Genomic DNA, 25,267 nt, shown 5'->3' with positions numbered 1-25,267 from the left:
TTTAAGGTATAAAAACACCATGCTAGGGAGCCAGCACCATGTCAACTGAAGCGAAGACAGAACAGAAATCCCTGATAATCGAGGATTGGTGGGAACCTCCAAAGCCGCCCACTGATTTAATTTTCGATGATGGGGAACCGATGGAGAGTAACCGCCACCGCATTGCGATGAATGTCCTGATTCGGTCAATTAATCAGGCTTTTGCTAACCGCGATAACTTTTTTGCGGGTGGCAATATGTTTGTTTATTACAGCAGCACTCAGGCTCGTAACCGGGACTTCAAAGGACCCGATTTTTTTGTAGTGCTAGATGTGGATGGCACAAGGGAGCGTCAAGGCTGGGTAGTATGGGAAGAAAATGGTCGTTACCCGGATGTAATCGTGGAACTGATGTCTCCTTCTACGGCAGAGGCAGACACGGGAGTTAAGAAAAACATTTACGAGCAGATTTTCCGCACTCCGGATTACTATGTCTTCAATCCTTTTGACCCCGATTCCTTGCAAGGGTGGCATTTCGATGCAAATCAACAGTATCAGCCAATTACACCCAATGAGCAAGGATGGTTGTGGTGTCAGCGATTAGGTTTATGGTTGGCAACTTGGGAAGGAACGATTGATCGAGAAACGGCGGTGTGGTTGCGGTTTTATGATCAGGCTGGCAATCTGGTTTTGTTACCAGAGGAAGCAGCAAATGCGCGATCGGAGCGTTTAGCGGCTCGATTGAGGGAATTGGGAGAAGACCCAGATAGTATAGAACCTATTTGACATCTGCTGTAATTTTTAGGAATTAGCCCAATCAACGCTATCCCGTTATTACAACCGTTTTCCTAATACCGCGAGTGTGAGTTATCGGTATTAGATATGGTGAAATCCGTCACAATTGATAAGTTTACCTTGATCACAACAGTTCAATGCTCAATAAACAGGTTATCTACGTCACGGGGCTACCTCGTGCCGGGTCAACCCTGTTATGTCAACTTCTAGACCACCATCCAGAGATTGACCATTCCGGTCATAGTTCCCCCTTGTGCCAAACGCTCAACGGTTTGCGCTACCATCTGAGCGACCAACAGTTTTTACTGGCACAACTCGACGTAGACTTTGACCACACCTATCAGCGTTTGGTAAATGCCTTTCGGGGTTTTATCAATGGTTGGTTTGCACAAACCGCTCAAACCTGGGTGGTGGATAAAAATCGGGGTTGGTTGCATCATCTCGAAACCGTGAATTTACTCGACCCCAACTTTCGGATGCTCGTTTGCGTGCGGGAACTCGGACAGATTTATGGTTCGATTGAAACCCAACACCAAAAAACGCTCCTGCTGGATTTTCCCGACCATTTAGCAGAACTCTCGCGCTGGGAACGAGCCGAAAAACTCTTCGATAAGACAGGGGTAATCGGAGGTCCGCTGAGTTCGATTGAAGCGTTGCAAGATATTGATACCCGCTTACAGCAACACCTGTACTACGTGGTGTTTGAACATCTAGTCAGTGAACCTGTTGCTGTTATGCAGAGCATTTATCAGTGGTTAGGGTTACCGAAAGCTAAGTTTGACCCGCAAAACTTACAAACCAAACCCCACGAAAGCGATAGTTACTATCGTTTCAAATATCCCCACAAAACTAAACAACAGATTCGCTCCCCCAGCCATCACTTGATTCCTGCCCGCATTCAAGGGAGCCTAGAGCAAAGATTTGCTTGGTTCTACAACACCTTTTACCCGAACCAACCCAGCTAAACTTATGTTGCCTCTAGTAACAACGACGTTACATTCAAGTCGCTCACTGGGGAAAGGTTACACACCCTTGAGAGTGGTTACGGGGATAAGTCTGTTGCGTTCAGTCGGGATGGACAGGTTCTTGTCTGTGGAGGTGAGGATCATACTATTAAAGTCTGGAATTTCCATACTAGGGAATTGCTACGCATCCTCAAAGGGCATTTGAATTGGTTTTATTCCTTTGCCATTAGTCCAGATGGACAGACTATCTTCAGTGGCTGTGGGGACAAAACCATTAAAGTCTGGAATCTCTATACTGGGGAATTGCTGCAAGTCCTCAAGGGACATTCTTACGAGGTTAATTCTCTCGCTATTAGTCCAAATGGGAAGATTTTAGTTAGTGGCAGTTGTGACAGAACCATCAAAATCTGGGATCTGTACACTGGGGAACTACTGCATACCCTAGAAGCGCATTCAAACCGGGTTTATTCTGTCAAAATTAGCCCGGATGGACAAACAATTGTTAGCAGCAGTGAGGACAGAACAATCAAACTTTGGGATTTGTACGGTGGGGAACTGCTGCGAACTCTAGAAGGACATTTAGGGGCGGTTTATTCCGTTGCCATCAGCTCAGATGGGCAGATAATTGTCAGTGACAGTAATCGGGAGATTAAAGTATGGGGTATATGGCAGCAGTCATAAAACTCAAATGAAAACTGCTATAAAAATAGAATATGCGATCGCACTCTACAACGAATAGAATCTGCGCTAGCGGAGCATCCCGTTAAGGTTATCGCTCCCCTACAGACACACCTAACTATCAACGCCCTCCAACGCCACTCGCTAAAATTCCCAAAATTTTATTCACGTCTGTTAGGTAATATTCAACCAAATCAATCTCAACCACTTTCCCTTTGAGTTTTAAAAATTTCCAGTTCGTTCCCGAAGTGACAGTACCATAAATTACAGAAATCTCATTTCCCTCACGTTCGTTGAATATCTGAGCCGCTACCATTTCCGCTACACATTGACCCAATCCAGCAAGAATATCTTCTTTTTTCGCTTCTACCAGCATCATTACGGGCGCACTGACAAAAAGCCGTTCCGAGCTACTACTAATGATGAAGTCACAAAACCCAGTCAAGCCTTTTTCTGAATCTACATTAAAATCAATTCCCGAAAAGAGGCTAAATTGAGACTGTAACTGTTTTCTGACCTCGATTAAGATTGGGGCGATAATCATTTCAGACCGAGCTTTTTCACTATTACTCGCTAGGGCTAACGGTACATTGTATCGGAGAGTTTCTGCTAAATACTCACTGCTTTCTAACTCTGGTACTGCTGCAAAAATATCCGTGTCTTCAGAAGTTGTTAAATTAAAGTATTTCTTGACTTTTGCTAAGGTGAATTCACTGTATGGCATATTAATAAGCAGTAAATGGTTGAAGTATCGACTCCGGACATTCTGAGTTAGAGGATTAATTTGCTAAAGGAGCGAACGTAACATAGCCCTCTGCCAGCACTCTCCAAATCAGTGACACTAACTTTTTTGGTACAAATACATCATCCACTGAACGTTATGGGTGATGAGGAGCAGTTTTATCGCCTGATTTCTAACCTGATTATTAATGCTATCCAATACACCCCTGCTGAGGGTCAGGTAACAGTTGTCTTAGATCACAGCGATCATCAGGCTCTGATTCAGATTCAAGATACAGGTATTGGTATTGCACCTTCTGAGCAAACCCAGATTTTTGATCGCTTCTATCGAGTGAATAGCGATCGCTCTCGCCACACGGGTGGCTCAGGATTGGGGCTTGCGATCGCAAAAGCAATTGTTCAGGCACACCAGGGCGGCTTACAAGTGCATAGCGAATTGGGCAAAGGTAGCACGTTCACCATTCGATTACCCTTGGGAGTTACATCACCTCTTTACAAAGAAAGGCAGAAGGCAGAAAGCAGAAGGCAGAAGGGAAGAAAAACTTTCTGATTTTTACCCCTAAGGGTAGTTTTTTGGCACTCCTAATTACGCGAATGGTAAGGAACAACTAAAAACCGTTGATTATATGTTCGACTACTCCACCACAACAGCCGCGATTGTTGAACAAGCTAAAACCCGTGAGGACGCACTACCAATCCGGAACGAAAAGTGCCGCTCGAAATTTTTTTTCCAACCCCATCCCACCCCAAAAGTTTTTCTATTCTTCCATGGATTTACGGCTGGTCCCTATCAGTTTGAGCCACTAGGGGAAGCCTTATTTCGGTCAGGCTACAACGTCCTCGCTCCCTTGCAACCCGGTCATGGAATAGCAGGAGATTGGGATGGTGATAATCCCCCGCCTCTGCCAGAAGACCCTCAAGTTTATCTAAAGTTTGTACAAGAGTGGTTCCAACAAGCGAAACTCTTAGGAGAACAGGTGATAATTGGAGGCTACTCTACGGGGGGTATTTTAGCCGCTTGGTTAGCCTTCAAATATCCTGAGCAAATTTATCGAACTTTACTCTTTGCTCCCTATTTAAGTGGTAATAATCTGCTAGTAGATTGGCTTGTAGAAACTCTTCCGTTTTACTACGAATGGCTCAACAAAGATAATCCAGGAAACTTTGGTTATAAGGGCTTTCGCATTCCTGCTGCACGAATTTTTCTAGATATGGGACAGGAGATTCTTGAGCGAACAAAACATATTCCTACTACCCCGATGTTGATTATTTCTAGTGAAAAAGATGGAGCAACAAACCGTCATGAGCATCAAGAGTTGTTTGAATCTGTACTCAAGTATCAGCCAAAATCCTGGTATCACTGCTTTGACAAAGAGCTAGATATCCCGCATACGATGATGACCGAAGCTGAGGGAAATCACTATCTTGATCAACTCATCAATCTAGCAAAAACTTATGTTGAAAGCGATCTAACCTGGGCTGAGGTACAGGAAAAAGGCTTACCGCTCTGATTTCCCACAGGAGGTTTTAGGAACTGGCATTGCATACTCTGCCGGAACAATTTCTTCTCCCCATCTTCTGGTGTAAACCTGCGTAAATTCTGCCCCCAAAAACAAAATCTGAGCGGAATAAAAAACCCAAGTCAGAATAATTACCAAAGAGCCTGCTGCACCATAGGCAGAGGCAAAAGTAGTATGACCCAGATAGAATCCCAAAAGAGATTTGCCGATATTGAATAGCACTGCCGTGATGGCTGCACCCATCCAGACATCCTTCCAAGCAATCTTGGCATCCGGCAGAATTTTAAATATCATCGCAAACAACAGCGTGACAATGCTAAACGAAACAAGAGCATTGAGAATTTGCCACAAGTAGGTAAAACCAGGAATCAATCCCCTCAAATAATTGCCGAGAATCACAAGTAATGTGCTAACAACTAACGACACAAGCAGTAAAAACGCAATCACCAGCACCATCGAAAACGATAGAAGGCGTTTGCGAAGGAACTGCAGGATGCCGTTTTCTGGCTTCGCTTGCACTTCCCAAATTTTATTGAGTGATTTTTGGAGTTGCGTGAAAATAACACTTGCACCGAAAAGGAGGACACCAATATTAATCAATGTGGGGATAGGGCCTTGACTTGGATCGAGTTGACTGGCATTTTCAATCGCTGTTTGGATAAACTGAGCACCATCTGTGCCAATCACCTCCTGAATTTGCGTTACCAACTCACCTTTTGCCGCCTGTTCCCCAAATACTGCTCCTGCGATCGCAATTATGATAATCAACAACGGTGCTAGAGAAAATACCGTGTAATAGGCTAAAGCCGCTGCCATCAGTGAGGCTTGATCTTGCCTCCACTGAGACACCGTTACTTTCATCAGCCCCCAAATTTCTCCGATGCTCATCAACACAGGTTCCTGAGGTCACATTAGACTAAGCCCTAGATCATTTTCTCAATCACAAGCCCTTCACACTAGTCCCACAAGAGATACTTTCGTTTGACAAGATGGCGCTGAATCGCACGGCGACATCAATTTGACAATAGCGATGCCTCAGCGTTTATCGAGTGTTCAACCCGATTTAAGCGTCATTCGTTCTCACTTATCGGACTGTTACAGTTAAGGTCAAATTGCTCATACCCCAAACTTCAAAGAACTGACCAAATAACACTTCACTGGCAGATCTCATATCCCCATCGGGGTCAATAATTCCACCCTGGAGCAATTGCCCTCCATCAGTTTGCAAATCCAATCGCAATTCGCCATCATCACCTTTGTGAAGAATCAGGCTACCTCTTGCTAGGACTTGTCCCGCACGACTACTAATTGCACACCGCATTCCTTGAGTTCTCCTACTTCATCCACCGTAAATGGTACCCTCAAAAGCTGGACAATTAATTTGTGGAGAGGAAGCGCCATTTGTAGGGGCGCTCTAAGATGCGTCCCTACTATATCTATATATAGAGGTAGTGCGTAAGTCCTGACTAAAGAAGAATTGCTAGTTTTTCAGATAGAGCCTTGATTCAAAATGAGGTGAATCCATGACCCAAGCATTGCAACCGCAGATTACGTTTGACGAGTTTGTTGAGTGGCTACCAGAAACCTCTGAATGCCGCTATGAGTTACACAGTGGGGTAATCGTTGAGATGCCAAAACCGAGAGGTAAGCATTCAAAATTGTCAGGCGATTTAGCTTACAACGTAGGCACTGCAATTGGTCAGGCGAATTTGCCTTATTTCATTCCTAAAGAATGCATTGTCCGTTCTATGGATGGTAATTCTGGATATGAACCGGATGTAATTGTTCTGGATGAACCTGCACTGATTGATGACCCTGATTGGGAAAGTGGCTCTATCATTACACTCGGCAAATCGATCAAGATCATTGTGGAAGTTGTTTCAACCAATTGGCGGGATGATTACTTCACTAAGCTTGGAGAGTATGAAGCATTGGGTATCCAGGAATATTGGATTGTGGATTATGCCGCTTTGGGTGGGCGACGCTTCATTGGCAATCCCAAACAACCCACTTTCACTGTCTGTCAATTGGTGGATGGGGAATACGAGTTGCAGCAATTTCGAGAGAGCGATCGCCTAATCTCAGCTACCTTGCCCAACCTGGCGTTGACAGTAGATCAGGTTTTTACGGTTGGATAGTAGAGAGAAATCATACCATAAATATACTGTTTTGGGAAGTGTTAATCGACAACAAACCCTTAAGTACAGCCCAATTTCTCTTTTATCCGTTGACAGTGTTCTGCAATTTTGGCTACCAAAACATTCACATCAATCGAATTATTTGCTACAGAAAGCTTGGTTGCAAAAGCACGACCTGGGTGCAGTTGATCCCAGACAGAACGTTTCTGTCCAGCACGCCCACTGCCGGGGTCATGAATCCCTAATCCCGATATTTCCCAATTCCAAATCGGATTGAAGTGACGAATTAAAACCGCTTCCCCCCAGGAAACTAAATCGATGTCCATTGCCGCCACTTTGAACTGGAAATCCTCAACAGAAAGATTGTCTACAGCCTGAATCGATTTTTTATGCTCTGATAGACGACCATACAGGGTACTACCAATCGTTGTCCGCCCAGTCCGACGACCGCTAGGAGCTGCTTTTCCTACATAAATTGGCATACAGCAAGAATTTAAGTTCGCCTGTTTAATTAGCTCGTATATCGGAAAATCGCCCCGGTAATATAAAATATATATCCCCACATATTGGCTCAAGTCTGCCTTTAAAGCATTGAGTTCTTGAAGGTTATAGCAATCTTGTCTAGAGCAGAAAGCAATCAAACTTTCTGACAAATCGGGCGGGATTCTAAATATTTCTAGCATGGGGTAGATTCTATCAAGCGGCAGCTACACCTGAATCGTCCTTACTCTCAATAGATGCGTTCTGATACTAGAAGCAATCATCTCAGCCAAAGCGACCGGAACGGCATTTCCCAACTGCCGCATCGTCTGCGTCCAACAGTGAGGAAAAAAGTATTCATCTGGGAAAGTTTGCAACCTGGCAGCTTCTCGCACCGTGAAATAACGCACCTCCCCGGTGTGGAAAGCCAGCATATTTTCCCCGCCGGGAACACCATGTACTCCCGCCTTCAGGGTTTTGGCGGGTTGATCTAAGGGACTACCAGTGTGACCGGGGTACTTTCTAGCCCCCGGTATAACAACGTGGTTCAGTACGTTGCTAAAGCCTTCCTCACTGCCCGGAACTGGTAAATCCCAAATGGCATCCCGTACCGTGCGCCAGGGCTTTGTCACGGGCGGGAACAAGCTGGACTGGAGATTGTAGATGCGATCGCATTGTTTCTTCGGCACTTCTGGTCGCTCACAGAGAGGAACTCGATGCCGTTCCCAGTAATCACCCGTCACCCATTGCTCCCAAAGCATTGCCTCCTGGGAATGGGTTGGTGCTGGGAAAGACCACTCCACACCCAAGTCGGAGCGGAATCCTACAATGAAAACGCGATCGCGCTTTTGGGGAATGCCGTAGTCTGCGGCATTGAGATTGCGAAATACTACGCGGTAGGATAGTCCATCGTGGTGACCGACAGTATGGTGCCGTTCTAATCTTGATAGATGGTCTCCCCAATCCTCACCTGGCTTTTGCACAATATCGGGGTAAGTCAGTTGCAGGATAATGTACTCAAAATACTGGCTGAAAGAAGAACGCAACAGACCTTTCACATTCTCGACCAGGATAGCCTTTGGCTTCAGTTCTCGGACAGCCCGGAAGAACTGGGGGAACATATCTCGCGAGTCATCCCACCCCTGGTGTTTGCCTCCTTGGGAGAAAGGCTGGCATGGTGGCCCTCCGGCTAGGAGGTCGATTTCACCTTTGACTTGAAGCGTCGTAAAATCGAATTGAGTTACATCGGCTTGGAAGACAGGCCAGTCAGCTACGGACTGGATACCGCGCTGCTGATTAGAGCGAATTGTAAAGCAGGCATCTTTGTCCCGTTCGATCGCAGCTTGATGACGAAAGCCTGCCTTTGATATACCCAGCGCCAATCCCCCAGCTCCGGTGAAAACTTCGACCGAGTTCATTGTCAGGATTTTATTAGCCATTGAGTTTATCTAACTATATTGAAGCTTTTCTGAATCAGTCGGCAGGATACTCAGAAAGGAAACATGGAATCGTAGGACAGCTTCAAACCCACGACAGTATAATAATCCCTAATTATCCGAAGTTGTGTGCTTCGAGTCGAATCAAACCGTAAGAGAACACCTTACACACTACACACCTCATGAAAGACTATACGTGCATCTATTATCGATTCCATCACAACAAGGTTAGGGTTTTTTGCAAGCCGAACGGAAGGCAGGGCATAATCGTTCTGGAAGACATCCTTAAGATACTTTATCCAATCGAATGGGCATCAGTGTTGGAAGAAAAGGTAAATTTCGTAAGGAGCAAACTTGTTCCAATTTCGATTGAAGAAGACGGTCGTCCAAGGGAACTATACTCAGCCTATCCTGACGATGCAATGGAATTTTGGAGCTACTGTGATGATGCCAGGGATGAAGACTTGTATGAAGAAGTTGGGAACTGGTTAGAACATAAAGTATGCAGTCCAATCGAGCAAGGTATCGCTCACATGGCAGATACATTCTCAAGATTTGAAAGCATTTCTCGTTACGCTACAAAAACGATTGAGGAAGGCAATTCAGATACGATGGCATCTGTAAACGAATGGATAGAATCGCAGTATAAGATTGAAACCTCCTGGTTGAGAACGCAAATCGCTTTGATGTTCAAACTTCATTTGTCCTATGGATACGTCATTTTGGCAGAGGAGCGAGCGTCGAAAACGAATAGTGCGAATACGTATCCTTACAAATATTTTGGAGTGGTTGAGCCGGATATAAGCGATTTATTGTCCGGAAAGAACATTGAATCTATTGACAAGTTCAAGCAAAAGTTAAAGAAAAGCATGGATTCTCCTTCTTCCTATAACTGTGGAAAGGAAATCGTATCCGAAGCAGAAAGAGCAGGACAACTACTAACAACGAAAAGCGACGACGAAATCATTAAGGAGATATGGGGAACCACCGAGTCTTCATCCCCGAATCAGTACGTGTTACTTAAATGGTTCCTAGACGTTGTGAGGAGTCAACGGAGGGAGAGAAGGTGGGCATAGCGGAGAATGTGGAAGAAATAATGAGATCAAGCGGATTGGATTCGGTGAAGATTTACACGAACAATGAATCATCTGTTTCTGTTCAAGGTAAGTTAGGTGATCGCTTTACGTTGGTATTCAAGAAGGACATTTTGCAGGATAAAGAGTTCGTAAAACTCAATGATGGAAACGGAACAGGAACAGTAGTGCAGTGGAACGAATCTGCACCAGAGAACTTACCGCTAATTATTGAGACGGCAAAAGTATATGCCTTTCCCGATCAAGAGAAACCGATACTGATAAACAAGGAACCAATACAAAAAGAACCAATACAAAAAGAACCAATACAGAAAACTCTTCCTCGTTGGGTGATTCCCACTGCGATAGGTGCAGCAGTTCTTTGTGCTGGGATCAGTGGCAACTATTTGGGACAAGAGCTTTGGAAACACTGCCGAGGCTTTGATCGAGAACTGACTCAACCCTAGCCAAGAAGGGACATAACGAGAACTAAACTTTCAATGCTTGGTACTGACACCCTAAGAGCTGTAACAACTCAAGCCACAAGGCGTTCCTAACCACAAGTTAGTCTTCACCAGAGTCACCCGTACTAATTGCTGCACCTCTCAAATGTGGTTTGTGTCCATTCCCGTCTATACTGCCTATGAAAAAGACCTCTGGAAGCGATCGCTGTGCTATTGGTACGCACAACCGTTTCCAGAGATCGTACTCCGGCTGGAGAAATTGTTCAATCGTTTTTTAAATTGTTTAACCGTTTTCCAAATTGTCCAACCGTTTTTTCAGTCTACAGCCCCAAAAAGTAGCCTCTGCTGCCTATTCGACCGTGACCGACTTGGCGAGGTTGCGAGGCTGATCTACATCCAAACCGCGCCGTGCAGCAATGTGATACGCCAACAACTGCAAGGGAATCACGGTAAGAATCGGTGAGAGTAACTCTTCCACTGCTGGCACTGGCAACAAATTGTCAAACGTCTCCGCCGCATCTGGGTCATTTATCGGCGTTACCCCAATCAGACGAGCATCACGCGCTTTCGCTTCCTGGGCATTGGAGAGGACTTTCTCATAGACATTACCCGGCATTGCGATCGCAACTACTGGCACCTTAGCATCTAGTAATGCGATCGGTCCGTGCTTCATCTCACCCGCTGGGTAGCCTTCGGCGTGAATATAGCTGATTTCCTTGAGTTTAAGCGCACCTTCCAATGCGATCGGGAAGTTTATCCCACGTCCCAAAAAGATAAAGTCTTTAGTCTCGGCAAACTCATGCGTCAACTCTTCGATATAGCGCTCTTGGCTTTCTAAAATCAGCTCAATCTGCGCTGGCAACTGCCGTAAGCCAACCAAAATTTCCTTGATACGGGATGCTGGCAAACTTTGCCGTTGCCATGCCAAATCCAAAGCAAGACAGTAAAACGCAACTAGCTGGTTGACAAACGTTTTCGTTGCCGCAACACCAATCTCAATCCCTGCGTGTGTCTCAATAATATGCGGCACCAGCGTCCCAAGAGAGCTTTCCAGACGATTAGTAATTCCTAGGAGTCGTGGCTGATAGGGAGCTAGCAACTCTGCTCTACGCTTTTGTTCCATCTCCAACGCTGCCAGAGTATCAGCCGTTTCTCCTGACTGTGTAACACCAATCGTCAGGGTGTTGGGAGTGAGTGGTGCTGGTGCGTAGCGAAACTCTGAGGCATACTGCACCATTGTGGGAATCCCTGCTAACTGTTCGAGCAGGTACTTTCCGACTAAGCTAGCGTGCCAACTGGTACCACAGGCGAGGATCTGAATTCGCTCTAAGTTCTCATAGAGTGATGCTGGGATGCCTAGCTGAATCGGTGGCTGGAATGCCTGTGGCGGTGTACCATCATCTGTTTCCAAGCTCCAATCATTGTTGAGATAAGCCTCCAGACACGTCCGCACAACTCCAGGCTGCTCGTAAATTTCCTTGAGCATGAAGTGTCGGAATCCCTGCTTTTCAACGAGAACAGGATTCCAGTTGAGGGTACGAGGGGTTTTTTTTAGGCGATCGCCTTCTAGGTTATAGACTTCAATCCCCATCGGCATCAGCCGCGCTAGTTCACCATTGTCGAGAGGCAGAACAGCGCGAGTGTAAGGCACAATTGCTGGCGTATCTGAGGCGCAGAAGAATTCACCTTGACCAAATCCGACAACTAATGGTGCTTGTTGCCGTGCGCCAATTAATTCATCGGGGTAATCAACAGAAATCACTGCGATCGCAAAAGCTCCCTCTAACTGATTCACCGTCTGCCGCACGGCTTCTAAGAGAGGGCTAGCGTTTTGAGATGAGGTTGAGGAGTTAGCAAGATGTTCCGCGATCAAATTAGCAATCACTTCAGTATCAGTATCTGAGCGGAACTCATACCCCTGCTGTTTTAACCCCTCACGCAACTCTCGGTAGTTCTCAACAATCCCGTTATGCACCACCGCAATTCGCCCTGCGCTATCTGTATGCGGGTGAGCGTTGTATTCCTCTGGCTTACCATGAGTTGCCCAGCGAGTATGTCCAATGCCAAGTCGCGCTGGATTTTCCAGGCTCTCTAGCTTTTCACGCAAGTTGTGAAGTTTTCCCTTCGCTCGAACGCGGTGCAGTTCTCCTTCCCAAACCGTCGCGATTCCGGCAGAGTCATAACCTCGATACTCTAGTTTCTCCAACCCTGCCATCAAGATATCTGTAGCCGCTTGGGTGCCGATATAACCAACGATTCCACACATTTACAACATCACTCCTCGCTTCGCACCATGTTTTACAACCTACTTGCCTCTTGATAACACGTCAAGGCAAGAGGGAAGGAGTAGAGACTCCTCCAGAGACGAAAAGGTTGCAGTGTCTACGACTAGAGCAAATCTTTATCGAGCAAAAACTTTTCCCTAATTTTTCGATTGTCAACCCAATCCCCTTCACCAGAGGAATGACACTAAGACAAAAAAAAGAGGAGGCACAGGGCTTCCTCAATGAAATCAAAATCTAAACGCATCTTATCGACGCTTGCTATAGCAGCACCATAACCGTAAAAACTGAGAAGTCTTGACGGAATGGTTAGTATGCTAAACCCATACTGCGGGTAGTTTCAGCATTACTGAGGTATACCCGAATGCTCAGAAAGTCAGTAGGACAAGCCGTTTCGCACCGCTTGCAACCTACACAGTCTTCTGTGCGAGGTGATGAAGCAATTTGACCTGCTTTACAGCCATCCCAGGGAACCATCTCCAGGACGTCTGTGGGGCAAGCCCGAACGCACTGGGTGCAACCAATGCAGGTATCGTAAATTTTGACGCTATGAGACATTTAATAACGGCTCCAAACGAGAGTTCTCCACTCAATAAGCGAGACTCAGGATCAAGGGCTAGTTTACCGCAGCGCTTTCATCCCCTGAGACATGAGGTTACAGAACTTCAAACTCTTTAATGAACAGGAGGGGTGGGGTGATGAAGGGGTGAGTGATAGGGAAAGCAATACTAATACTCTTAATTAGATTGAACTGGGTGTTAGTAGGAAGTAGAAATCTTATCCCTTCAATGCTCTTTTCTTAACACGTAGGTTTTGCTTCAAGTAAACAGTACATCACTCAATAAGTCTGGTTAATTCTACCAACCAGATGCGGTTTCCCTAACTGACTCTAGGGTTTAGACTCGGCATTATAGAAGAGTGTGAAGTGAAGGTTGATGCACAAGAGCAAGAGAGGAAATTCAGCTATGGCACTGATTCGTTGGCAACCGTTCCAAGAAATGGAAACCTTACGCCGTCAAATGGATCAAATGTTTGATGAAATGATTGGAGTTAATCACGACACGTTTAGAACTTGGCAGCCTGCAATCGAAGTTCAAGATGCGGAAGATTGCGTAATTCTGCGGGCGGAAATTCCTGGCGTTGAAGGCAAGGATTTGGATGTTCGCGTAACTCGTGAAGCTGTTGCAATCACTGGTGAGCATCGCTATGAGAAGAAAGCTGAAGAAAAAGGCTTCTTCCGCTCTGAGTTCCGCTACGGTAAGTTTCAGCGTGTGATTCCTCTACCTGTTGCCGTTCAAAATGATCAAGTCAAAGCTGACTTCACGAATGGCATTCTGACGCTGACACTGCCTAAGGTAGAAGCGGCTAAAAATCGTGTAGTTAAGCTCAATCTAGGCCAGCAGCCTGCGGCAGGGATTGAAGCTTCTAGTGAGCAGCAAGCTAACACTGAAACTAACGATGTTTGGGAGTCCCAACCGACTGAGCCTGCTGCTGTATAAGACTAATTAAGCTGAATAATTGCTGTGCGTGACAGCTTGGTTTAATGACTTGCCGCTGAGATAACTCAGCGGTTATTTTTTATCTTTAAGGATATTTATAAGAGTAGCTAGTACAGCGGACGAGAAAGTTTTTCACCTGTCCTAATCACTCACAAAATCTCTTGCTCCTTTTGTAACTGGTGAGTTATTGCCGCAATTTGCGATCGCACACAGTCTTTTTCCTGTTGAACTAAGATGGTATCGCCGAGTGAGGACAAACCCATGTCAAGGTTCAAGAAGCTTTTAGCCAAGGTTGGAATCGGTGCAGCAACCGTAGATGCTCGTCTGTTCGATGATTTACTCGTTCCCGGTGAGCTACTCAATGGTGAAGTCAATATCACAGGTGGGGATGTTGAGCAAGAGATTGACGATATCTACCTGTATATTGGTACGCAATACAAACGGGAAGTTGACGATCGCACCGTGACTGAGGAGTGCATATTGGTAAAATATCGCCTCTCAGAACGCTTCAACTTACAGCCAAGAGAAGCCAAGGTTATCCCCTTTTCTTTCCCTCTTCCCTATGAGACACCGCTGACGATGCGAGATCAACCCGTTTATCTGCGGACTGGGTTGGATATTTCTACGGCGATAGACCCAAAAGACACAGATTACATCCAGGTGCGTCCACACCCGTTGATGCAGCAAGTACTCAACGCGATCGAGAACCTTGGCTTTCAACTCTATAAAGTTGATTGTGAATACAACCCGCATTTCGGGAGTCAGTATCCATTTGTTCAAGAGTTTGAGTTTCGACCTTTTGGCAATTACCGGGGGCGTTTGGATGAGTTGGAAGTCGTTTTCGCACTCCAGTCCAATCAGTTGGAAGTTTTCTTAGAAATAGATAAACGGGCGCGTGGCTTTGGTGGCTTTTTAGCAGAAGCTTTCGATATGGATGAACGCTACTTTCGCTTTCATGTAACACAAAATTACCTGAACTATCCGTTAGAATTGGAAACCAGAATTAATGACATTATCCAAAGCCATCTACATTAGGGCATTTCGGTAAAAGATTTATCAATCTCATCCAGGAGTCTGATAAATTTTTTAAGAGTAAGGTTAGTAAAGTAGTAGGGTACCTTATTTAAGGCACCCTATCAGTAGAGTTGTCATGTATAGCAAACGGCAGAGGACAGAGGGCTTTTATGCAGAAGGAAAAAGATTAACTGGTCTAGGTTTCAGTAATTGACTTTGTCCTAATTGCCTTGGCGACTGCTATAAGTCCTAGTATTTAAATTAAATAGTTGTCATTCACAAGTTATTCACAACTTCTGGCTAACTTAGTAAGTAATCAGGATTAAGCCTGAGTCGTAGCGTTAAGTTAAAACTTTATCTGTAAACCGCTAGCCAGCAATCTCGAAAACTGTTGACTAGCTTATGACTTACTAAAACCCAGATCAATAGGGTCTGGGTTTATTATTTGTACTGCCTCATCCCAGGTGGTTTCTTAGCAAAAGCTTTCGATATTGATGAACGCTACGTTCACTTTCAAGCGACACCAGATCACCTGAACTATCCGTTAGGTCACAGCGCTCAATAGATTTGCGAAAAACCTGAGGGCTTTAGTCAACCCCCAGGTTTTTACTAAATTCGAGACGCGCTTAAATTACATCAGTCCCCAGTAGTGCAATACACCCTGTCCAGAGAAGAATTCAATAGCGATCGCAATCACAAATCCGAGCATTGCTAGCCGCCCGTTCCAAATCTCTGCTTGTGGGCTAAATCCGCCTACCCAAGCGTTGCGTTGTTCGGGATTGGTAATAGGTGGTGTTGGTGTTGGTACGTTAGTCATTTGCTTTTCTCCTTACCTTGATTAATTAGTCAGTTCTATTCGACTTACATCAAGCCCCAGAAGTGCAGAACGCCTTCGTTTGAAAATAGCTCAATCCCGATAGCGATGACAAATCCCAGCATTGCAAGGCGACCGTTCCAGATTTCGGCTTGTGGGCTGAAGCCAAACTTAACAGCATTGCGATCTTCAGGATTGGTAATTGGTGGTGTTGGTACGTTAGCCATTGGTTTGATTCCTTTTATTGATTACTGTATTAAAGGATTGCTCTTGATACGGATGCTTTCGGCTTATAGAAGACCCCAGAAGTGGAGAACACCTTGGTTCGTGAATAATTCGGTCAGCAGTGCGGCGACAAAGCCAATCATGGCGAGGCGACCGTTCCAATTTTCCGCTTGGGGTGTGAAACCTGATTTCCAAGCATTGCGATCTGCTGGATCTGTAATCGGCGGTGTTGGTGCGTTTTGCATGGTTACTGATCAGCTTCCTGACGACTTGGTTGTTTCTTTTCGTCTTATATTAAGTAATGTAACGCAAATTTTGAAATTAAGCTCTCTGTCTGAAGTTATAGGCTGCCAAATTTGTGAAAGCAAAGCAGGATGAAGTCCCTCGTTCCTTAATAGATGCGAGAGGCACGAGAGAAATCGCCTATTGGTTTCAACGGCTGATTAGCCGGAGGAGTGTCAACGTAACAGTTGATTCCGGTAGTCAGCGTAAGTCCGAATTCAATCCAGTGGGAATACCCAGTACTGAACAGGGGAAATGGGTACCTAGTTGCTGAATGATCGGATGACTAACCGAATTACAACCCAAGAACAGTAGAGTTGCCGCTTCTGATTCAACAACTTCTCTCAGTTCACTTGCCACGTCACCAAACCGTAGATGCGCTTTGAAGGAACCCCGCCATTCTTCAGCCAAACAACGTGCTTGCCACAAAATTCGATCAGCCTGCTCAAATGAATCTGCTTGGCAAGAGGTGGCTTTGGGACGGCGTGATTTTACTGATTTCTTTGATGATGTAGCTAAGGCTTGGGGTTGGGTTTCGGTCAAAACAGATAGCTTAGACTTCTTTAACGATGTGTTTAACAACTCTGATGGCGACTGATGTTTTGACAAGTCGCTAGCACTAGCCGTGTTCAAGCCATCTGAATACTGATTCTTTTGATTTTCATCAACGACGTAGACAACTTGAACCGTGACTTGCTTTTGTGTAACCAAACGAGTTTGATGAGCAATCCACATCGTCAAGTCCAAAGCCGTTTGACTGCTAGGAGAGGCATTGTAGCCAACAACCAGGTTTACCGATTTTGTAGAGTTTGACCACTTGGCAGCCGCTGAAGCGGGTTCAGGCAGCAACACCATTTGTTCAATTAAATCATTGCGATCCATCGCGCCTTCAAGACGCACTAACATTGGCTTGATGTTCACTGTTTTTAACCTCTCTTAGAAGAAAACGATAGATAAGTGAGAGGTGGGTCAAGAACAGATACCTCAGTTGTGTCCCAGAACATAGAGGTATCTGTAAGGAGACTCCAATTGCTTTTTGTTACAAAAGCGATAGTCTTGGTACTCCTAGCATCGCCGACGGAGTTTGTTGACGGGCTAAAACTGGAAGATGCCTCTCTCATGCCGGAGATTAGCCCCAAAAATTGGTTCCTCCGCTCCCAACCGAAAGCTGACAGCTAAATTCTGTCAGCTTGTGATTGAATTAGGCTGCCCACTCAAAAATAAAGTTAAGGGATTGTACGCTACTCGTCTTGGTTGAAATATCGATCCAGGAAGTTCAAGGCATGGTTACGCAATTCAAAATAGTCTTTTGATTCGCGTAGTGCTTGGCGATCGCGTGGATGGGGAAAAGGTACCTCCAAAATCTCTCCGATTCTAGCATTAGGTCCGTTCGTCATCATCACAATGCGATCGGACATATACAGAGCTTCATCAACATCATGAGTTACCATCATTACCGCTTGCGGGTTGTTCTCCCAAATGTCGAGTACCTGTCGCTGCAATTTACCGCGAGTTAGTGCATCAAGCGCCCCAAACGGTTCATCCATCAGCAACATTTTAGGACGAATCGCTAACGCTCGCGCAATACCTACTCGTTGTTTCATTCCACCAGAAATTTCATCCGGATATTTATTCGCCGCTTGCGTCAAATTCACCATTGCCAGATGTTCGCTGACAATCTGCTTTTTCTCAACAGGAGAAGCATTTTTGAGTACTTCATCAACCGCTAACCGGACATTTTCGGTTACTGTCAGCCACGGCAGGAGAGAGTAGTGCTGAAACACCATCATCCTCTCTGCGCCAGGTTTACGAACCTCTTTGCCCTCCAGTCGTACCATTCCGGAAGTTGGCTTTTCCAAACCAGCGACCATCTTGAGTAGCGTTGATTTACCGCAGCCAGAGTGACCAATTAGAGATATATATTCATCATCAGCAATGGTGAGATTGACATTATCTAAAACAACCAGCTCCCCACCCTCTGAATTGGGGTAAGACTTTACAATATTTTCAATTTCGAGAAATCCTGCTCCATTAACGGTTCGAGAATTAGTCTTGTCAGAAAAAGAAGTAGATTTTGTCATAGAATGCTCCGCGAAGAAGTTTAAGGTTTAGGGTCTTAATTCAAAACTCAGCACTGACCTTTGAAAAGCTTGTATAAAGCGTGTATAAAGCTTTGATGAATTTAAGACATGAAGAACGATTTAGGAGCATTGGCTCTAATTTCAAAGCTGTTGAGATACCCGACTGGATCGCTAGGGTCAAACGCTTTGTTGTCGATAAAGAATTCAGCAGGTTCAACTTTGTAGTCTTCCTTAGGACATTCAATCCCCATTTCCTCAGCAATCTCTCGATACAAGTCAGTTTTCCAACCTTGACGCGCCTTTTGTTCGGCATCTTTGGGAAATTGATCGATTTGTCCCCAACGAGTTGCCTGGGTCATTAACCAGATAGCTTGTGATTGCCAAAGAAATGTGGAATGGTTGCCTGGGATGTTGGCAAGTTTATCAGGCAAATCAAAGAAAATGGTGCTGTAAGGGTCATTAGCCATGCGCTTTTGCCCATCAAAACCGCCGTAGTTGTATTCCCCAACAATTGCTGGTGCCGTGAACTTATCGATTGGGGCATCTTTCTTCTTCGGTTTAGCACCTGTAAAGGAGGGACTAGTAATATATTTGGCGACTTCAGGACGATTTTTGGGGTCACTGCAATACTGGCAAGCTTCAATCATTGCTTTTACCAGGCTTCGGTAGGTTTTGGGATTTTCCTCAATGAAGGATTCCATAACTCCAAGCAGTCTATCTGGGTGTCCGTACCAGATTTCCTTCCCTTGGGCAAAGGTAAAGCCAACACCTTCGTTACCAGCGATCGCTCTCGTGTTCCAGGGTTCTGCGACCATGTAAGCTTGCATCGCGCCAATCCGCACGTTATTGACCATTTGCGGCGGTGGGATGATGATGACTCGAAACTCCTCGGCTGGATTAATCCCAACAGAGGCAGATAAGTAGCGGACAAAGTACTCATAGATGGAAGAACTTAAAACCACAGCCCAGATGCGTTGCTCTTGAGGTAGGCTTTGAAAGTAGCCATGAAAATTCTTCCCAAATTCTTCTAAGTTGCCGTTGTAGTCTTGCCAAGGACGTAACCCAGAGTTCCACATGGCTTTGTTCATGGTCATGGCGTTGCCATGCCGATGAATGGTCATGGCAGCACATAACGACGCATGACGTGCCCCTTCCGCACCAATTCTGGCGTTGGTGACTGCCCCAGAGACAACGGGTGAGGCATCAAGACGCCCAAAAATGATGCCATCACGGGAGTTTGCCCAGCTTGCCTCGCGGCTGAGGGTGACGTTTAGTCCGTATTTGCGAAAGAAGCCTTTTTCCCAGGCGATCGCAAATGGCGCACAGTCATTAACAGGGACAAATCCTACTGTAAGATTGGGTTTTTCCAGGCTGCTAGGATCTACAACGGGTTCGACAGCTTCGGCAGTTTTCGAGAGTCCATAGGGTGCGGTAACTCCCTTAATGGCACAAGATGACAAGGCGAATCCTGCTGCCGATGCGCCCATTTGTTCAAGAAATCTTCGTCGGTTCAAAGAATTCATGGCGGTATTACTAATGTTGTTAGTTCTTATGATGAATGGCTAGCAGTAACGATTCAGCTATGACCGTAGCTGAAATTTACGCAATGTCAGTGAGGCGTAGATTTAGTTGGTAGTTGCAGTGGGTCGTCGGTGAGTGACTAGAGATTCAATTTTGCCCAAAATGTAGTCAAGCACTAGCCCCGTTACACCAATCACAACCACTGCCAAGAACACGGAACTCAAGTTTAAGCGGTTCCATTGATCCCAAACGAAGAAGCCGATGCCAATACCACCGGTGAGCATTTCAACAGCGACGATGACTAGCCAAGCAATTCCTAAACTAATCCGCAAGCCAGTGAAGATGTAAGGTAAGCTTGCCGGCCAAATGATTTTTGTAATCTGTCGCCAACGAGGCATTTCTAGAACGCGGGCAACATCCAGATAATCTTTTTGAACGCTGGATACGCCGAGTGCTGTGTTGATAATCGTCGGCCACAACGAGGTGATAAAGATAACAAAAATTGCTGAAGGTTCTGCCAGGTTGAAGATGGCGAGTGCGATCGGTAGCCAAGCCAAGGGTGATACAGGCTTAAAGACTTGAATCAGAGGATTGAGAGTTAGCATCGCTGCTCTGGACATCCCAATCAGAAATCCCAAAGGAATTGCCACAGCCGCACCCAACGAAAATCCCAGTAATACCCGCCGCAGACTTGCCAGCAATAACCAACCGAGTCCTAAGTTACCAGGGCCTTTCCGAAAGAACGGGTTGGCGTATTCTGCGCTATCGAGAAGTGCTTGAAGCGGGGTGGGCATTAATTCTGTTAAGAATGTTGCAGTAAACCACCACAGCAGAATTACTCCCAAAAACCCTAGGGCAGGCAGCAAAACTACATCTCTTACAAGTACTGGTTTTGCTTTTTTCCAGGTAGCTTGTCCAGCGACAGCGACGATCGCTGCCAAATTTAGCTGAAACAACATATTGCAATGCCTCAGACTCAACAACAGGTACACAAAACTGAGCAGTACCAGCCGGAGAAACTGACAAAATCAAGACATTGCTAAAAAATGCCGATCTTTTCAGAGGTCTCCTCTCAATGCCTACGGAGTTAGCTGACGGGCTAGGGCTGAGAGATGCCCCTCTCTACTTACTTAAAAGTTGGAGAATACGCCCCCAAGAATGGTTCCCCCGTTCCTTACTTCACCTTGCTTACAGATGAACGTGTTGGCGAAGCTTTTGGATTAGGCTGACTTACTCTAGTTAAGGATGAAGAATAACACAGTTTTTCCGGATTCTTGTTCTTTCTAAAGAAATAGTTAACATTAACCGTTTATGCGGCTCAAACCCCCTTAGGGATTGAATTATAGCTCTTCAGCAGTCAGCTTAAGAGCGGTCAGCTTTCAGTCGAATAGGCTCCGGCTAGGGCGCATAGCCTCCCGTCGATGTCCTAACCTAGGTGGCGGCAGTTATACAAGAGAATTAACAAAATCGGCATCCCGCCCTTCAATTTCAAATAAGTGATCGCTAATTGAGTTACGTCTCACTAGCATCAAGCGAATCTTCAAAGATTGCCCCTCGCCGGGTCAAATCCAGCTTTGCTTCCTCAGAAATTCCTAAGTTGTTTCCAAATACAGTATTTTTCACGCTAGCACTACTTAAATCAGCGTCAATGAGGTTAGCCCTCAGCAACTTAGAATGGCGCAAGTTAGCTCTCACTAATCTTGCTCCTTGAAGGTTGACCATAGATAAATCGGCACGGCTGAGGTCAGCATCTGTCAAATCTCGTCCTTCTGCTCCCTGATTGACAATTTCCCAAATTAGATGCCATTTAGCATCAAGTTGTGTCGCCTCGTTGATTGTTGCCCCTTCAAGCAGTGTCGTACTCAAGTCAGCACCGTTAATTATTGCTTCCTCTAGATTAGTATTGCGCCAATCGGCACTATGAATCGTTGCCTCCTCTAGGTTTGCCCGCCTCAAGTCTGCTCCTTGAAAATTTGCCTCGCTGAGGTTGGCATGGCTCAAATCTGCTCCCTGAAGATTTGCCTCGCTGAGGTTAGCATTACTCAGGTCAGCACCCTTTAGGTTTGCCTCGCGGAGGTTAGCGTTACTCAAGTCAGCCACTTTCAGGTCAGCGACTCTCAAGTTTGCCTTGTCAAGATTTGCTTCGCTGAGGTCAGCGACTCTCAAGTCTGTTCCCCTAAGGTCAGCACCTGTTAAAACCGCACCACTGAGGTCAGTACCCCGGAAGATAGCTGCGCTTAGATCAGCCCCTTTTAAATTTGCTCCACTCAAGACGGCCCCACTTAGATCAGCTCCTTTCAGATTTATCCCGTTCAAATTTGCATCACTTAAGATCGCATCACTTAGATCAGCCACTCTAATGTCAGCACCACTAAGGTTGGTATGGCTGAGGTTGACATTAGTGAGATTCGCATGGCTGAGGTTAACTTGGCTGAGGTCGGCTCCCTTGAGGTTTGCTCCTCGAAAGTCGGCATGGCTCAAGTCAGCCTGATTCAAAATTGCCTCGCTCAAAATTGCCGCCCTTAAGTCAGCGTTATTAAGGCTGATATTACTGAGGTTTGCCCTGCTCAGGTTGGTACTGCGGAGGTTAGCGCCACTAAGGTTTATCCCTTGGAGGTTTGCCTCGCTCAGGTTGCTACCTGCAAAATCTTCAGCCGGATTTAGGTCAGCTATCCTCGCTAATTCCAGAAAGGCTTGGGTTTGGCACTCCATCACTCGCTGGGTCAGGTCTTGAACTTCTAGGCAAAATTCTTCATTAGTCATATCGTAGTTGTTGCCGACTGAGATAAGGCTTTAGTTTTCGCTTGAGCAACAGTTGGGCAATTCCTCTTTCTAGGACTGCTAGCTGGTTTCGGCTAATGTTTGGCGACCACAGTCCCTGCGTCTGTGTCAGATAGACATCTTTCAGTGAGACTTCAAATGTTGCTTCTATATAGCAAGGTAAGGCGATCGCTTTTAGGGTTGCTAACTTTACATTGTTTATTGAGCCGTTCAAAATTGGCTCACCTGTTTCTACTTCAAACACCCAGGCGGGATTCTGCTGTGAACCCTTCGTCGTTACTTGAAAGGCAACCAACTGAGACGGATTGGTTTTGTCTTCAGTGAGTTCTGTCCCCCTTTTCCCTAAACTGTTATCTTCGCTCTGGATAACAGAACTTTCTACAGTCTTTTGTGCTTGATTATCTTGAGAGTCTTGCTCTTGTTGGCGGTGAGAAAGTTTTAAGGAACCCGATAACTCACGAAACTCATAGGGAATACTACCGTTTTTCAGTCTTAGCTTGAGTTCTCCACCTTTTAAGCCAAATTTAACGTGACCCCCAATTAGAGGCTCACACTGCTCGTTGAAGTTAATCGTTAAGTACAGGTCAATCTGACCAGGCTGAACGGGAGTTCCTTGTAGTTTCATGGATAGGCAGCCTGGACATCGGTTCTCAAGCGAGCTTTCCTGAGCCGATGAGGGGAGAGGTTGTTGCATTGCCAAGCATCAAATAAATCGTTCAGTTGGTTGCCTACCAAGCTAGCACGAGGCTTCAGTTCAAAAGTGTTATTTGTTGTTTGTTCTTCGTTATTAGTATTACTAGACTCAAACAACTGTTCAGTCATTTGATTAACTACTTTTATAGTTCCTGAAGATGTTGTTACGATTAATCAGTCTCGCAGAATATGGCACTTTATCTAGATAAAATCTGTGAAGAAGTTGTGAAGTAATTTCTGCTGTCAGCCTTATTTAAAAAACAACTCAAAATCCTGGCGTGATTAGAGTTGAATCTTCAAAAATTGCCCCTCGTCGTATCAGGTCAAGCTTCATTTCATCAGAAAGCCCTACGTTATACCCAAACCTAGCCTTTTGTACATTTGCACGACTCAGGTTAGCATTCCTTAGATCAGCACGACTCAGGTTAGCACCGCTTAGCTGGGCACTACTTAAGTTAGTGTTCATCAATTTAGCAGCAACTAAATTCGCACGGATTAGGTTGACACCAATTAATTTTGCCCCAATCAATTTTGCACTAATTAATTTTGCACCTCTAAGGTCAGTACCACTCAAGTCAGCACGGCTCAAGTCAGCACTACTTAGGTTGGCACTCACCAAATTGGTACTAATTAAATTAGCACCACTGAGGTTAGCACCACTGAGGTTAGCACCGCTTAGGTCAGCACCGCTTAGGTCAGCTCCAATCAAGTCAGCACTAATTAGCTCAGCGCGGCTTAGGTTGGCACTAATCAAGTTAGCACCACTGAGGTCAGCAAGGCTGAGGTCGGCACCACTCAGGTTAGCAAGACTAAGGTCAGCATCACTCAAGTCGGTTTCATTCAGGTTTGCCCCCCTCAAGTCAACACCACTTAGGTCGTCGCCACTTAGATCTTCACCACTGAGATCGACACCAACAAAATCTTCAGTAAGATTTAAATCAGCAATTTCCGCTAGCTCAGAAAAGCTCTCTGTTTTTGCTCCCATAATTTGCTGGATAAGGTCTTGAACTTCCAAGCGAAATTCGTCATTAGTCATATCGTAATTGTTGCCGACTCAGATAAGGCATTAATTTTCGCTTGAAAAAGTGACGAACAATCGCTCTTTCGATGATTAGACGGCGTTTCTTGCTGATGTTTTGTGGCCAGAGTCCTTCAGCCTCAGTCAGACAGACATCTTGTGGCAAGACATGAAAGATTGCTTCCACATAGCAGGGTTTGGCTTTTACATTGATAGTTGCTAGTAAGGCGTTTTTGAGTAACCCTTTCAACACAGGTTCACTTGGCTCTACTCCAAAAACCCAAACTGGAATTTCTTCTGAACCTTTAATTCTTGTCTGGCAAGTAGTGAACTGAACATTATCAGGTCTCTCGGTTGTTTTTTTGGGACTGGGGTTTGTTTTTTCTTCGAGTTTCCCCTTACCCATGGAAGCTTCTCTATCACTTTGATTTTCAGAGTCTTCTTGCTGTTGCTCCTGCTGGATGGCAAGCTTACAGGAGCCAGATAAGTGACTCGATGACAAGGAAATTTTGCCATTCTTCAACTTGACGCTCAGTTTGCCACCTTTTAGTCCAAATTTAACGCGACCCTCAAGCAACTGCTCCCGCTGTTCGTTGAATTGGATAGTCAAGTGCAGATTAATTGGTGTTGTTGTCGTAGATTGTGACGGTTTCTGCGTCTGACTCGGAATGGTTTCCAATTTCATGAATAAGCAGCCTAAGCACTTGTTCTCAGGTTCTTGCGGAGGCATTGCGGAGACTGGTTTTTGCATTGCCAAGCACCAATCGTTCAGGTTGTTGCCTATAAGCT

General features: G+C 45.4%; 30 protein-coding genes, 1 pseudogene and 2 riboswitches. Of the genes and pseudogenes, 11 read left to right on the top strand and 20 right to left on the bottom strand.

All coding sequences use genetic code 11. The features are described 5' to 3' along the window. The first annotated feature begins 38 nt into the window (after positions 1-38). The 4 genes and pseudogenes from AC5JL3_RS34065 (at position 39) to AC5JL3_RS34050 (ending at position 2,419) form a co-directional block, all read left to right on the top strand. Complete coding sequence (locus AC5JL3_RS34065) at positions 39-764, top strand: Uma2 family endonuclease (RefSeq protein WP_496078677.1); 726 nt, start codon at positions 39-41, stop codon at positions 762-764. A gap of 146 nt (positions 765-910) precedes the next feature. Beyond that, positions 911-1,738, top strand: a complete 828-nt coding sequence (locus AC5JL3_RS34060; RefSeq protein WP_496075661.1) for a sulfotransferase family protein — start codon at positions 911-913, stop codon at positions 1,736-1,738. 96 nt (positions 1,739-1,834) lie between these two features. After that, positions 1,835-1,891: pseudogene (locus AC5JL3_RS34055) on the top strand (hypothetical protein); the annotation flags it as partial. A gap of 24 nt (positions 1,892-1,915) precedes the next feature. After that, positions 1,916-2,419 (top strand): WD40 repeat domain-containing protein, encoded by a 504-nt coding sequence (locus tag AC5JL3_RS34050; protein WP_496078676.1) that lies wholly within the window; start codon positions 1,916-1,918, stop codon positions 2,417-2,419. Positions 2,420-2,537: 118 nt separating this feature from the next. Here the strand turns inward: AC5JL3_RS34050 and AC5JL3_RS34045 are convergent, their stop codons facing one another. Next, complete coding sequence (locus tag AC5JL3_RS34045) at positions 2,538-3,140, bottom strand: hypothetical protein (RefSeq protein ID WP_496078675.1); 603 nt, start codon at positions 3,138-3,140, stop codon at positions 2,538-2,540. A gap of 111 nt (positions 3,141-3,251) precedes the next feature. On the opposite strand from AC5JL3_RS34045, the gene AC5JL3_RS34040 reads away from it, so the two are divergent. Both AC5JL3_RS34040 and AC5JL3_RS34035 read left to right on the top strand, forming a co-directional pair. After that, the gene (locus AC5JL3_RS34040) at positions 3,252-3,707 is read left to right on the top strand and encodes a sensor histidine kinase (RefSeq protein WP_496078674.1); all 456 of its coding nucleotides are present in this window, start codon (positions 3,252-3,254) and stop codon (positions 3,705-3,707) included. Positions 3,708-3,783: 76 nt separating this feature from the next. Next, positions 3,784-4,668, top strand: a complete 885-nt coding sequence (locus tag AC5JL3_RS34035) for an alpha/beta hydrolase (RefSeq protein WP_496078673.1) — start codon at positions 3,784-3,786, stop codon at positions 4,666-4,668. Here the strand turns inward: AC5JL3_RS34035 and AC5JL3_RS34030 are convergent. Both AC5JL3_RS34030 and AC5JL3_RS34025 read right to left on the bottom strand, forming a co-directional pair. After that, entirely contained in the window at positions 4,657-5,565 is a 909-nt protein-coding gene (locus AC5JL3_RS34030; RefSeq protein WP_496078672.1) for a YihY/virulence factor BrkB family protein, read from the bottom strand. The two genes, AC5JL3_RS34035 and AC5JL3_RS34030, sit on opposite strands and share 12 nt — an antisense overlap. Positions 5,566-5,761: 196 nt before the next feature. Further along, positions 5,762-5,998, bottom strand: coding sequence for a hypothetical protein (locus AC5JL3_RS34025; RefSeq protein ID WP_496078671.1), 237 nt, complete (start codon positions 5,996-5,998; stop codon positions 5,762-5,764). Positions 5,999-6,200: 202 nt separating this feature from the next. On the opposite strand from AC5JL3_RS34025, the gene AC5JL3_RS34020 reads away from it, so the two are divergent. Further along, positions 6,201-6,815, top strand: a complete 615-nt coding sequence (locus AC5JL3_RS34020) for a Uma2 family endonuclease (protein WP_496078670.1) — start codon at positions 6,201-6,203, stop codon at positions 6,813-6,815. 59 nt (positions 6,816-6,874) lie between these two features. Here AC5JL3_RS34020 and AC5JL3_RS34015 read toward each other — a convergent pair whose 3' ends face one another. Together AC5JL3_RS34015 and AC5JL3_RS34010 are read right to left on the bottom strand one after the other, a co-directional pair. Further along, positions 6,875-7,498, bottom strand: a complete 624-nt coding sequence (locus AC5JL3_RS34015) for an Eco29kI family restriction endonuclease (RefSeq protein ID WP_496078669.1) — start codon at positions 7,496-7,498, stop codon at positions 6,875-6,877. A gap of 24 nt (positions 7,499-7,522) precedes the next feature. Beyond that, a complete protein-coding gene (locus AC5JL3_RS34010) occupies positions 7,523-8,713 on the bottom strand; it encodes a DNA cytosine methyltransferase (protein ID WP_496078668.1) in 1,191 nt (396 codons plus the stop codon). Positions 8,714-8,913: 200 nt separating this feature from the next. Between AC5JL3_RS34010 and AC5JL3_RS34005 the strand changes: the two genes are divergently transcribed. Next, positions 8,914-9,807, top strand: coding sequence for a hypothetical protein (locus AC5JL3_RS34005; RefSeq protein WP_496078667.1), 894 nt, complete (start codon positions 8,914-8,916; stop codon positions 9,805-9,807). A 20-nt stretch (positions 9,808-9,827) separates the two neighbouring features. Continuing rightward, positions 9,828-10,271 carry a hypothetical protein gene (locus tag AC5JL3_RS34000; RefSeq protein ID WP_496078666.1) on the top strand — a complete coding sequence of 148 codons (444 nt, stop codon included), beginning with the start codon at positions 9,828-9,830 and terminating at the stop codon, positions 10,269-10,271. A 97-nt stretch (positions 10,272-10,368) separates the two neighbouring features. On the opposite strand, the gene AC5JL3_RS33995 is transcribed toward AC5JL3_RS34000, so the two are convergent. The 3 genes from AC5JL3_RS33995 to psaC all read right to left on the bottom strand — a co-directional run bounded on the left by AC5JL3_RS33995 (position 10,369) and on the right by psaC (position 13,108). Continuing rightward, a complete protein-coding gene (locus AC5JL3_RS33995; protein ID WP_496078665.1) occupies positions 10,369-10,494 on the bottom strand; it encodes a hypothetical protein in 126 nt (41 codons plus the stop codon). 123 nt (positions 10,495-10,617) lie between these two features. After that, the gene (glmS, locus tag AC5JL3_RS33990; RefSeq protein WP_496078664.1) at positions 10,618-12,534 is read right to left on the bottom strand and encodes a glutamine--fructose-6-phosphate transaminase (isomerizing); all 1,917 of its coding nucleotides are present in this window, start codon (positions 12,532-12,534) and stop codon (positions 10,618-10,620) included. A 325-nt stretch (positions 12,535-12,859) separates the two neighbouring features. Beyond that, the gene (gene psaC, locus AC5JL3_RS33985) at positions 12,860-13,108 is read right to left on the bottom strand and encodes a photosystem I iron-sulfur center protein PsaC (protein ID WP_190432475.1); all 249 of its coding nucleotides are present in this window, start codon (positions 13,106-13,108) and stop codon (positions 12,860-12,862) included. 407 nt (positions 13,109-13,515) lie between these two features. Here psaC and AC5JL3_RS33980 point away from each other — a divergent pair, with 407 nt between their 5' ends. Both AC5JL3_RS33980 and AC5JL3_RS33975 read left to right on the top strand, forming a co-directional pair. Next, complete coding sequence (locus AC5JL3_RS33980) at positions 13,516-14,049, top strand: Hsp20/alpha crystallin family protein (protein WP_496078663.1); 534 nt, start codon at positions 13,516-13,518, stop codon at positions 14,047-14,049. A 261-nt stretch (positions 14,050-14,310) separates the two neighbouring features. Next, positions 14,311-15,084, top strand: a complete 774-nt coding sequence (locus AC5JL3_RS33975; RefSeq protein WP_496078662.1) for a sporulation protein — start codon at positions 14,311-14,313, stop codon at positions 15,082-15,084. Positions 15,085-15,694: 610 nt separating this feature from the next. Here the strand turns inward: AC5JL3_RS33975 and AC5JL3_RS33970 are convergent. The 12 genes from AC5JL3_RS33970 to AC5JL3_RS33915 form a co-directional block, all read right to left on the bottom strand. Then, entirely contained in the window at positions 15,695-15,880 is a 186-nt protein-coding gene (locus AC5JL3_RS33970) for a chlorophyll A-B binding protein (protein WP_496078661.1), read from the bottom strand. 44 nt (positions 15,881-15,924) lie between these two features. Beyond that, positions 15,925-16,104 (bottom strand): chlorophyll A-B binding protein, encoded by a 180-nt coding sequence (locus AC5JL3_RS33965; RefSeq protein WP_496078660.1) that lies wholly within the window; start codon positions 16,102-16,104, stop codon positions 15,925-15,927. A 63-nt stretch (positions 16,105-16,167) separates the two neighbouring features. Continuing rightward, entirely contained in the window at positions 16,168-16,347 is a 180-nt protein-coding gene (locus AC5JL3_RS33960; protein WP_496078659.1) for a chlorophyll A-B binding protein, read from the bottom strand. Positions 16,348-16,585: 238 nt separating this feature from the next. Beyond that, positions 16,586-17,305 carry a universal stress protein gene (locus AC5JL3_RS33955; RefSeq protein WP_496078658.1) on the bottom strand — a complete coding sequence of 240 codons (720 nt, stop codon included), beginning with the start codon at positions 17,303-17,305 and terminating at the stop codon, positions 16,586-16,588. A 136-nt stretch (positions 17,306-17,441) separates the two neighbouring features. Next, positions 17,442-17,568, bottom strand: a riboswitch (cyclic di-AMP (ydaO/yuaA leader). A 57-nt stretch (positions 17,569-17,625) separates the two neighbouring features. Continuing rightward, complete coding sequence (locus AC5JL3_RS33950) at positions 17,626-18,465, bottom strand: ABC transporter ATP-binding protein (RefSeq protein WP_496078657.1); 840 nt, start codon at positions 18,463-18,465, stop codon at positions 17,626-17,628. Positions 18,466-18,566: 101 nt separating this feature from the next. Further along, on the bottom strand, positions 18,567-19,988 hold the full coding sequence (locus AC5JL3_RS33945; RefSeq protein ID WP_496078656.1) for an ABC transporter substrate-binding protein: 1,422 nt from the start codon (positions 19,986-19,988) through the stop codon (positions 18,567-18,569). 102 nt (positions 19,989-20,090) lie between these two features. Further along, entirely contained in the window at positions 20,091-20,945 is an 855-nt protein-coding gene (gene ntrB, locus AC5JL3_RS33940; RefSeq protein WP_496078655.1) for a nitrate ABC transporter permease, read from the bottom strand. Positions 20,946-21,048: 103 nt separating this feature from the next. Continuing rightward, positions 21,049-21,205: riboswitch (cyclic di-AMP (ydaO/yuaA leader) on the bottom strand. A 293-nt stretch (positions 21,206-21,498) separates the two neighbouring features. Next, positions 21,499-22,749, bottom strand: coding sequence for a pentapeptide repeat-containing protein (locus AC5JL3_RS33935; protein ID WP_496078654.1), 1,251 nt, complete (start codon positions 22,747-22,749; stop codon positions 21,499-21,501). Next, a complete protein-coding gene (locus tag AC5JL3_RS33930; RefSeq protein WP_496078653.1) occupies positions 22,742-23,392 on the bottom strand; it encodes a hypothetical protein in 651 nt (216 codons plus the stop codon). The genes AC5JL3_RS33935 and AC5JL3_RS33930 overlap by 8 nt, the downstream gene beginning before the upstream one ends. Further along, positions 23,389-23,589: a hypothetical protein gene (locus AC5JL3_RS33925; RefSeq protein WP_496078652.1), complete on the bottom strand. Its 201-nt coding sequence runs from the start codon at positions 23,587-23,589 to the stop codon at positions 23,389-23,391. The genes AC5JL3_RS33930 and AC5JL3_RS33925 overlap by 4 nt, the downstream gene beginning before the upstream one ends. A 136-nt stretch (positions 23,590-23,725) precedes the next feature. Then, positions 23,726-24,496 (bottom strand): pentapeptide repeat-containing protein, encoded by a 771-nt coding sequence (locus AC5JL3_RS33920; RefSeq protein ID WP_496078651.1) that lies wholly within the window; start codon positions 24,494-24,496, stop codon positions 23,726-23,728. After that, entirely contained in the window at positions 24,489-25,163 is a 675-nt protein-coding gene (locus tag AC5JL3_RS33915; protein WP_496078650.1) for a hypothetical protein, read from the bottom strand. The genes AC5JL3_RS33920 and AC5JL3_RS33915 overlap by 8 nt, the downstream gene beginning before the upstream one ends. Between the last annotated feature and the right edge of the window lie 104 nt (positions 25,164-25,267).

Source organism: Symplocastrum torsivum, assembly GCF_059505465.1.
Note: the sequence above shows the minus strand (reverse complement) of the source record. Positions and strands in the feature narration are given on the sequence as shown.

What these genes read in the sequence shown, in the direction of transcription:
- AC5JL3_RS34065 (WP_496078677.1), top strand. Translation starts at nt 39, where the DNA reads ATGTCAACTGAAGCGAAGACAGAACAGAAATCCCTGATAATCGAGGAT.
- AC5JL3_RS34060 (WP_496075661.1), top strand. Translation starts at nt 911, where the DNA reads ATGCTCAATAAACAGGTTATCTACGTCACGGGGCTACCTCGTGCCGGG.
- AC5JL3_RS34045 (WP_496078675.1), bottom strand. Translation starts at nt 3,140, where the DNA reads ATGCCATACAGTGAATTCACCTTAGCAAAAGTCAAGAAATACTTTAAT.
- AC5JL3_RS34035 (WP_496078673.1), top strand. Translation starts at nt 3,784, where the DNA reads ATGTTCGACTACTCCACCACAACAGCCGCGATTGTTGAACAAGCTAAA.
- AC5JL3_RS34030 (WP_496078672.1), bottom strand. Translation starts at nt 5,565, where the DNA reads ATGAGCATCGGAGAAATTTGGGGGCTGATGAAAGTAACGGTGTCTCAG.
- AC5JL3_RS34025 (WP_496078671.1), bottom strand. Translation starts at nt 5,998, where the DNA reads ATGCGGTGTGCAATTAGTAGTCGTGCGGGACAAGTCCTAGCAAGAGGT.
- AC5JL3_RS34020 (WP_496078670.1), top strand. Translation starts at nt 6,201, where the DNA reads ATGACCCAAGCATTGCAACCGCAGATTACGTTTGACGAGTTTGTTGAG.
- AC5JL3_RS34015 (WP_496078669.1), bottom strand. Translation starts at nt 7,498, where the DNA reads ATGCTAGAAATATTTAGAATCCCGCCCGATTTGTCAGAAAGTTTGATT.
- AC5JL3_RS34010 (WP_496078668.1), bottom strand. Translation starts at nt 8,713, where the DNA reads ATGAACTCGGTCGAAGTTTTCACCGGAGCTGGGGGATTGGCGCTGGGT.
- AC5JL3_RS34005 (WP_496078667.1), top strand. Translation starts at nt 8,914, where the DNA reads ATGAAAGACTATACGTGCATCTATTATCGATTCCATCACAACAAGGTT.
- AC5JL3_RS34000 (WP_496078666.1), top strand. Translation starts at nt 9,828, where the DNA reads ATGAGATCAAGCGGATTGGATTCGGTGAAGATTTACACGAACAATGAA.
- glmS (WP_496078664.1), bottom strand. Translation starts at nt 12,534, where the DNA reads ATGTGTGGAATCGTTGGTTATATCGGCACCCAAGCGGCTACAGATATC.
- psaC (WP_190432475.1), bottom strand. Translation starts at nt 13,108, where the DNA reads ATGTCTCATAGCGTCAAAATTTACGATACCTGCATTGGTTGCACCCAG.
- AC5JL3_RS33980 (WP_496078663.1), top strand. Translation starts at nt 13,516, where the DNA reads ATGGCACTGATTCGTTGGCAACCGTTCCAAGAAATGGAAACCTTACGC.
- AC5JL3_RS33975 (WP_496078662.1), top strand. Translation starts at nt 14,311, where the DNA reads ATGTCAAGGTTCAAGAAGCTTTTAGCCAAGGTTGGAATCGGTGCAGCA.
- AC5JL3_RS33970 (WP_496078661.1), bottom strand. Translation starts at nt 15,880, where the DNA reads ATGACTAACGTACCAACACCAACACCACCTATTACCAATCCCGAACAA.
- AC5JL3_RS33965 (WP_496078660.1), bottom strand. Translation starts at nt 16,104, where the DNA reads ATGGCTAACGTACCAACACCACCAATTACCAATCCTGAAGATCGCAAT.
- AC5JL3_RS33960 (WP_496078659.1), bottom strand. Translation starts at nt 16,347, where the DNA reads ATGCAAAACGCACCAACACCGCCGATTACAGATCCAGCAGATCGCAAT.
- AC5JL3_RS33950 (WP_496078657.1), bottom strand. Translation starts at nt 18,465, where the DNA reads ATGACAAAATCTACTTCTTTTTCTGACAAGACTAATTCTCGAACCGTT.
- AC5JL3_RS33945 (WP_496078656.1), bottom strand. Translation starts at nt 19,988, where the DNA reads ATGAATTCTTTGAACCGACGAAGATTTCTTGAACAAATGGGCGCATCG.
- ntrB (WP_496078655.1), bottom strand. Translation starts at nt 20,945, where the DNA reads ATGTTGTTTCAGCTAAATTTGGCAGCGATCGTCGCTGTCGCTGGACAA.
- AC5JL3_RS33935 (WP_496078654.1), bottom strand. Translation starts at nt 22,749, where the DNA reads ATGACTAATGAAGAATTTTGCCTAGAAGTTCAAGACCTGACCCAGCGA.
- AC5JL3_RS33930 (WP_496078653.1), bottom strand. Translation starts at nt 23,392, where the DNA reads ATGAAACTACAAGGAACTCCCGTTCAGCCTGGTCAGATTGACCTGTAC.
- AC5JL3_RS33925 (WP_496078652.1), bottom strand. Translation starts at nt 23,589, where the DNA reads ATGACTGAACAGTTGTTTGAGTCTAGTAATACTAATAACGAAGAACAA.
- AC5JL3_RS33920 (WP_496078651.1), bottom strand. Translation starts at nt 24,496, where the DNA reads ATGACTAATGACGAATTTCGCTTGGAAGTTCAAGACCTTATCCAGCAA.
- AC5JL3_RS33915 (WP_496078650.1), bottom strand. Translation starts at nt 25,163, where the DNA reads ATGAAATTGGAAACCATTCCGAGTCAGACGCAGAAACCGTCACAATCT.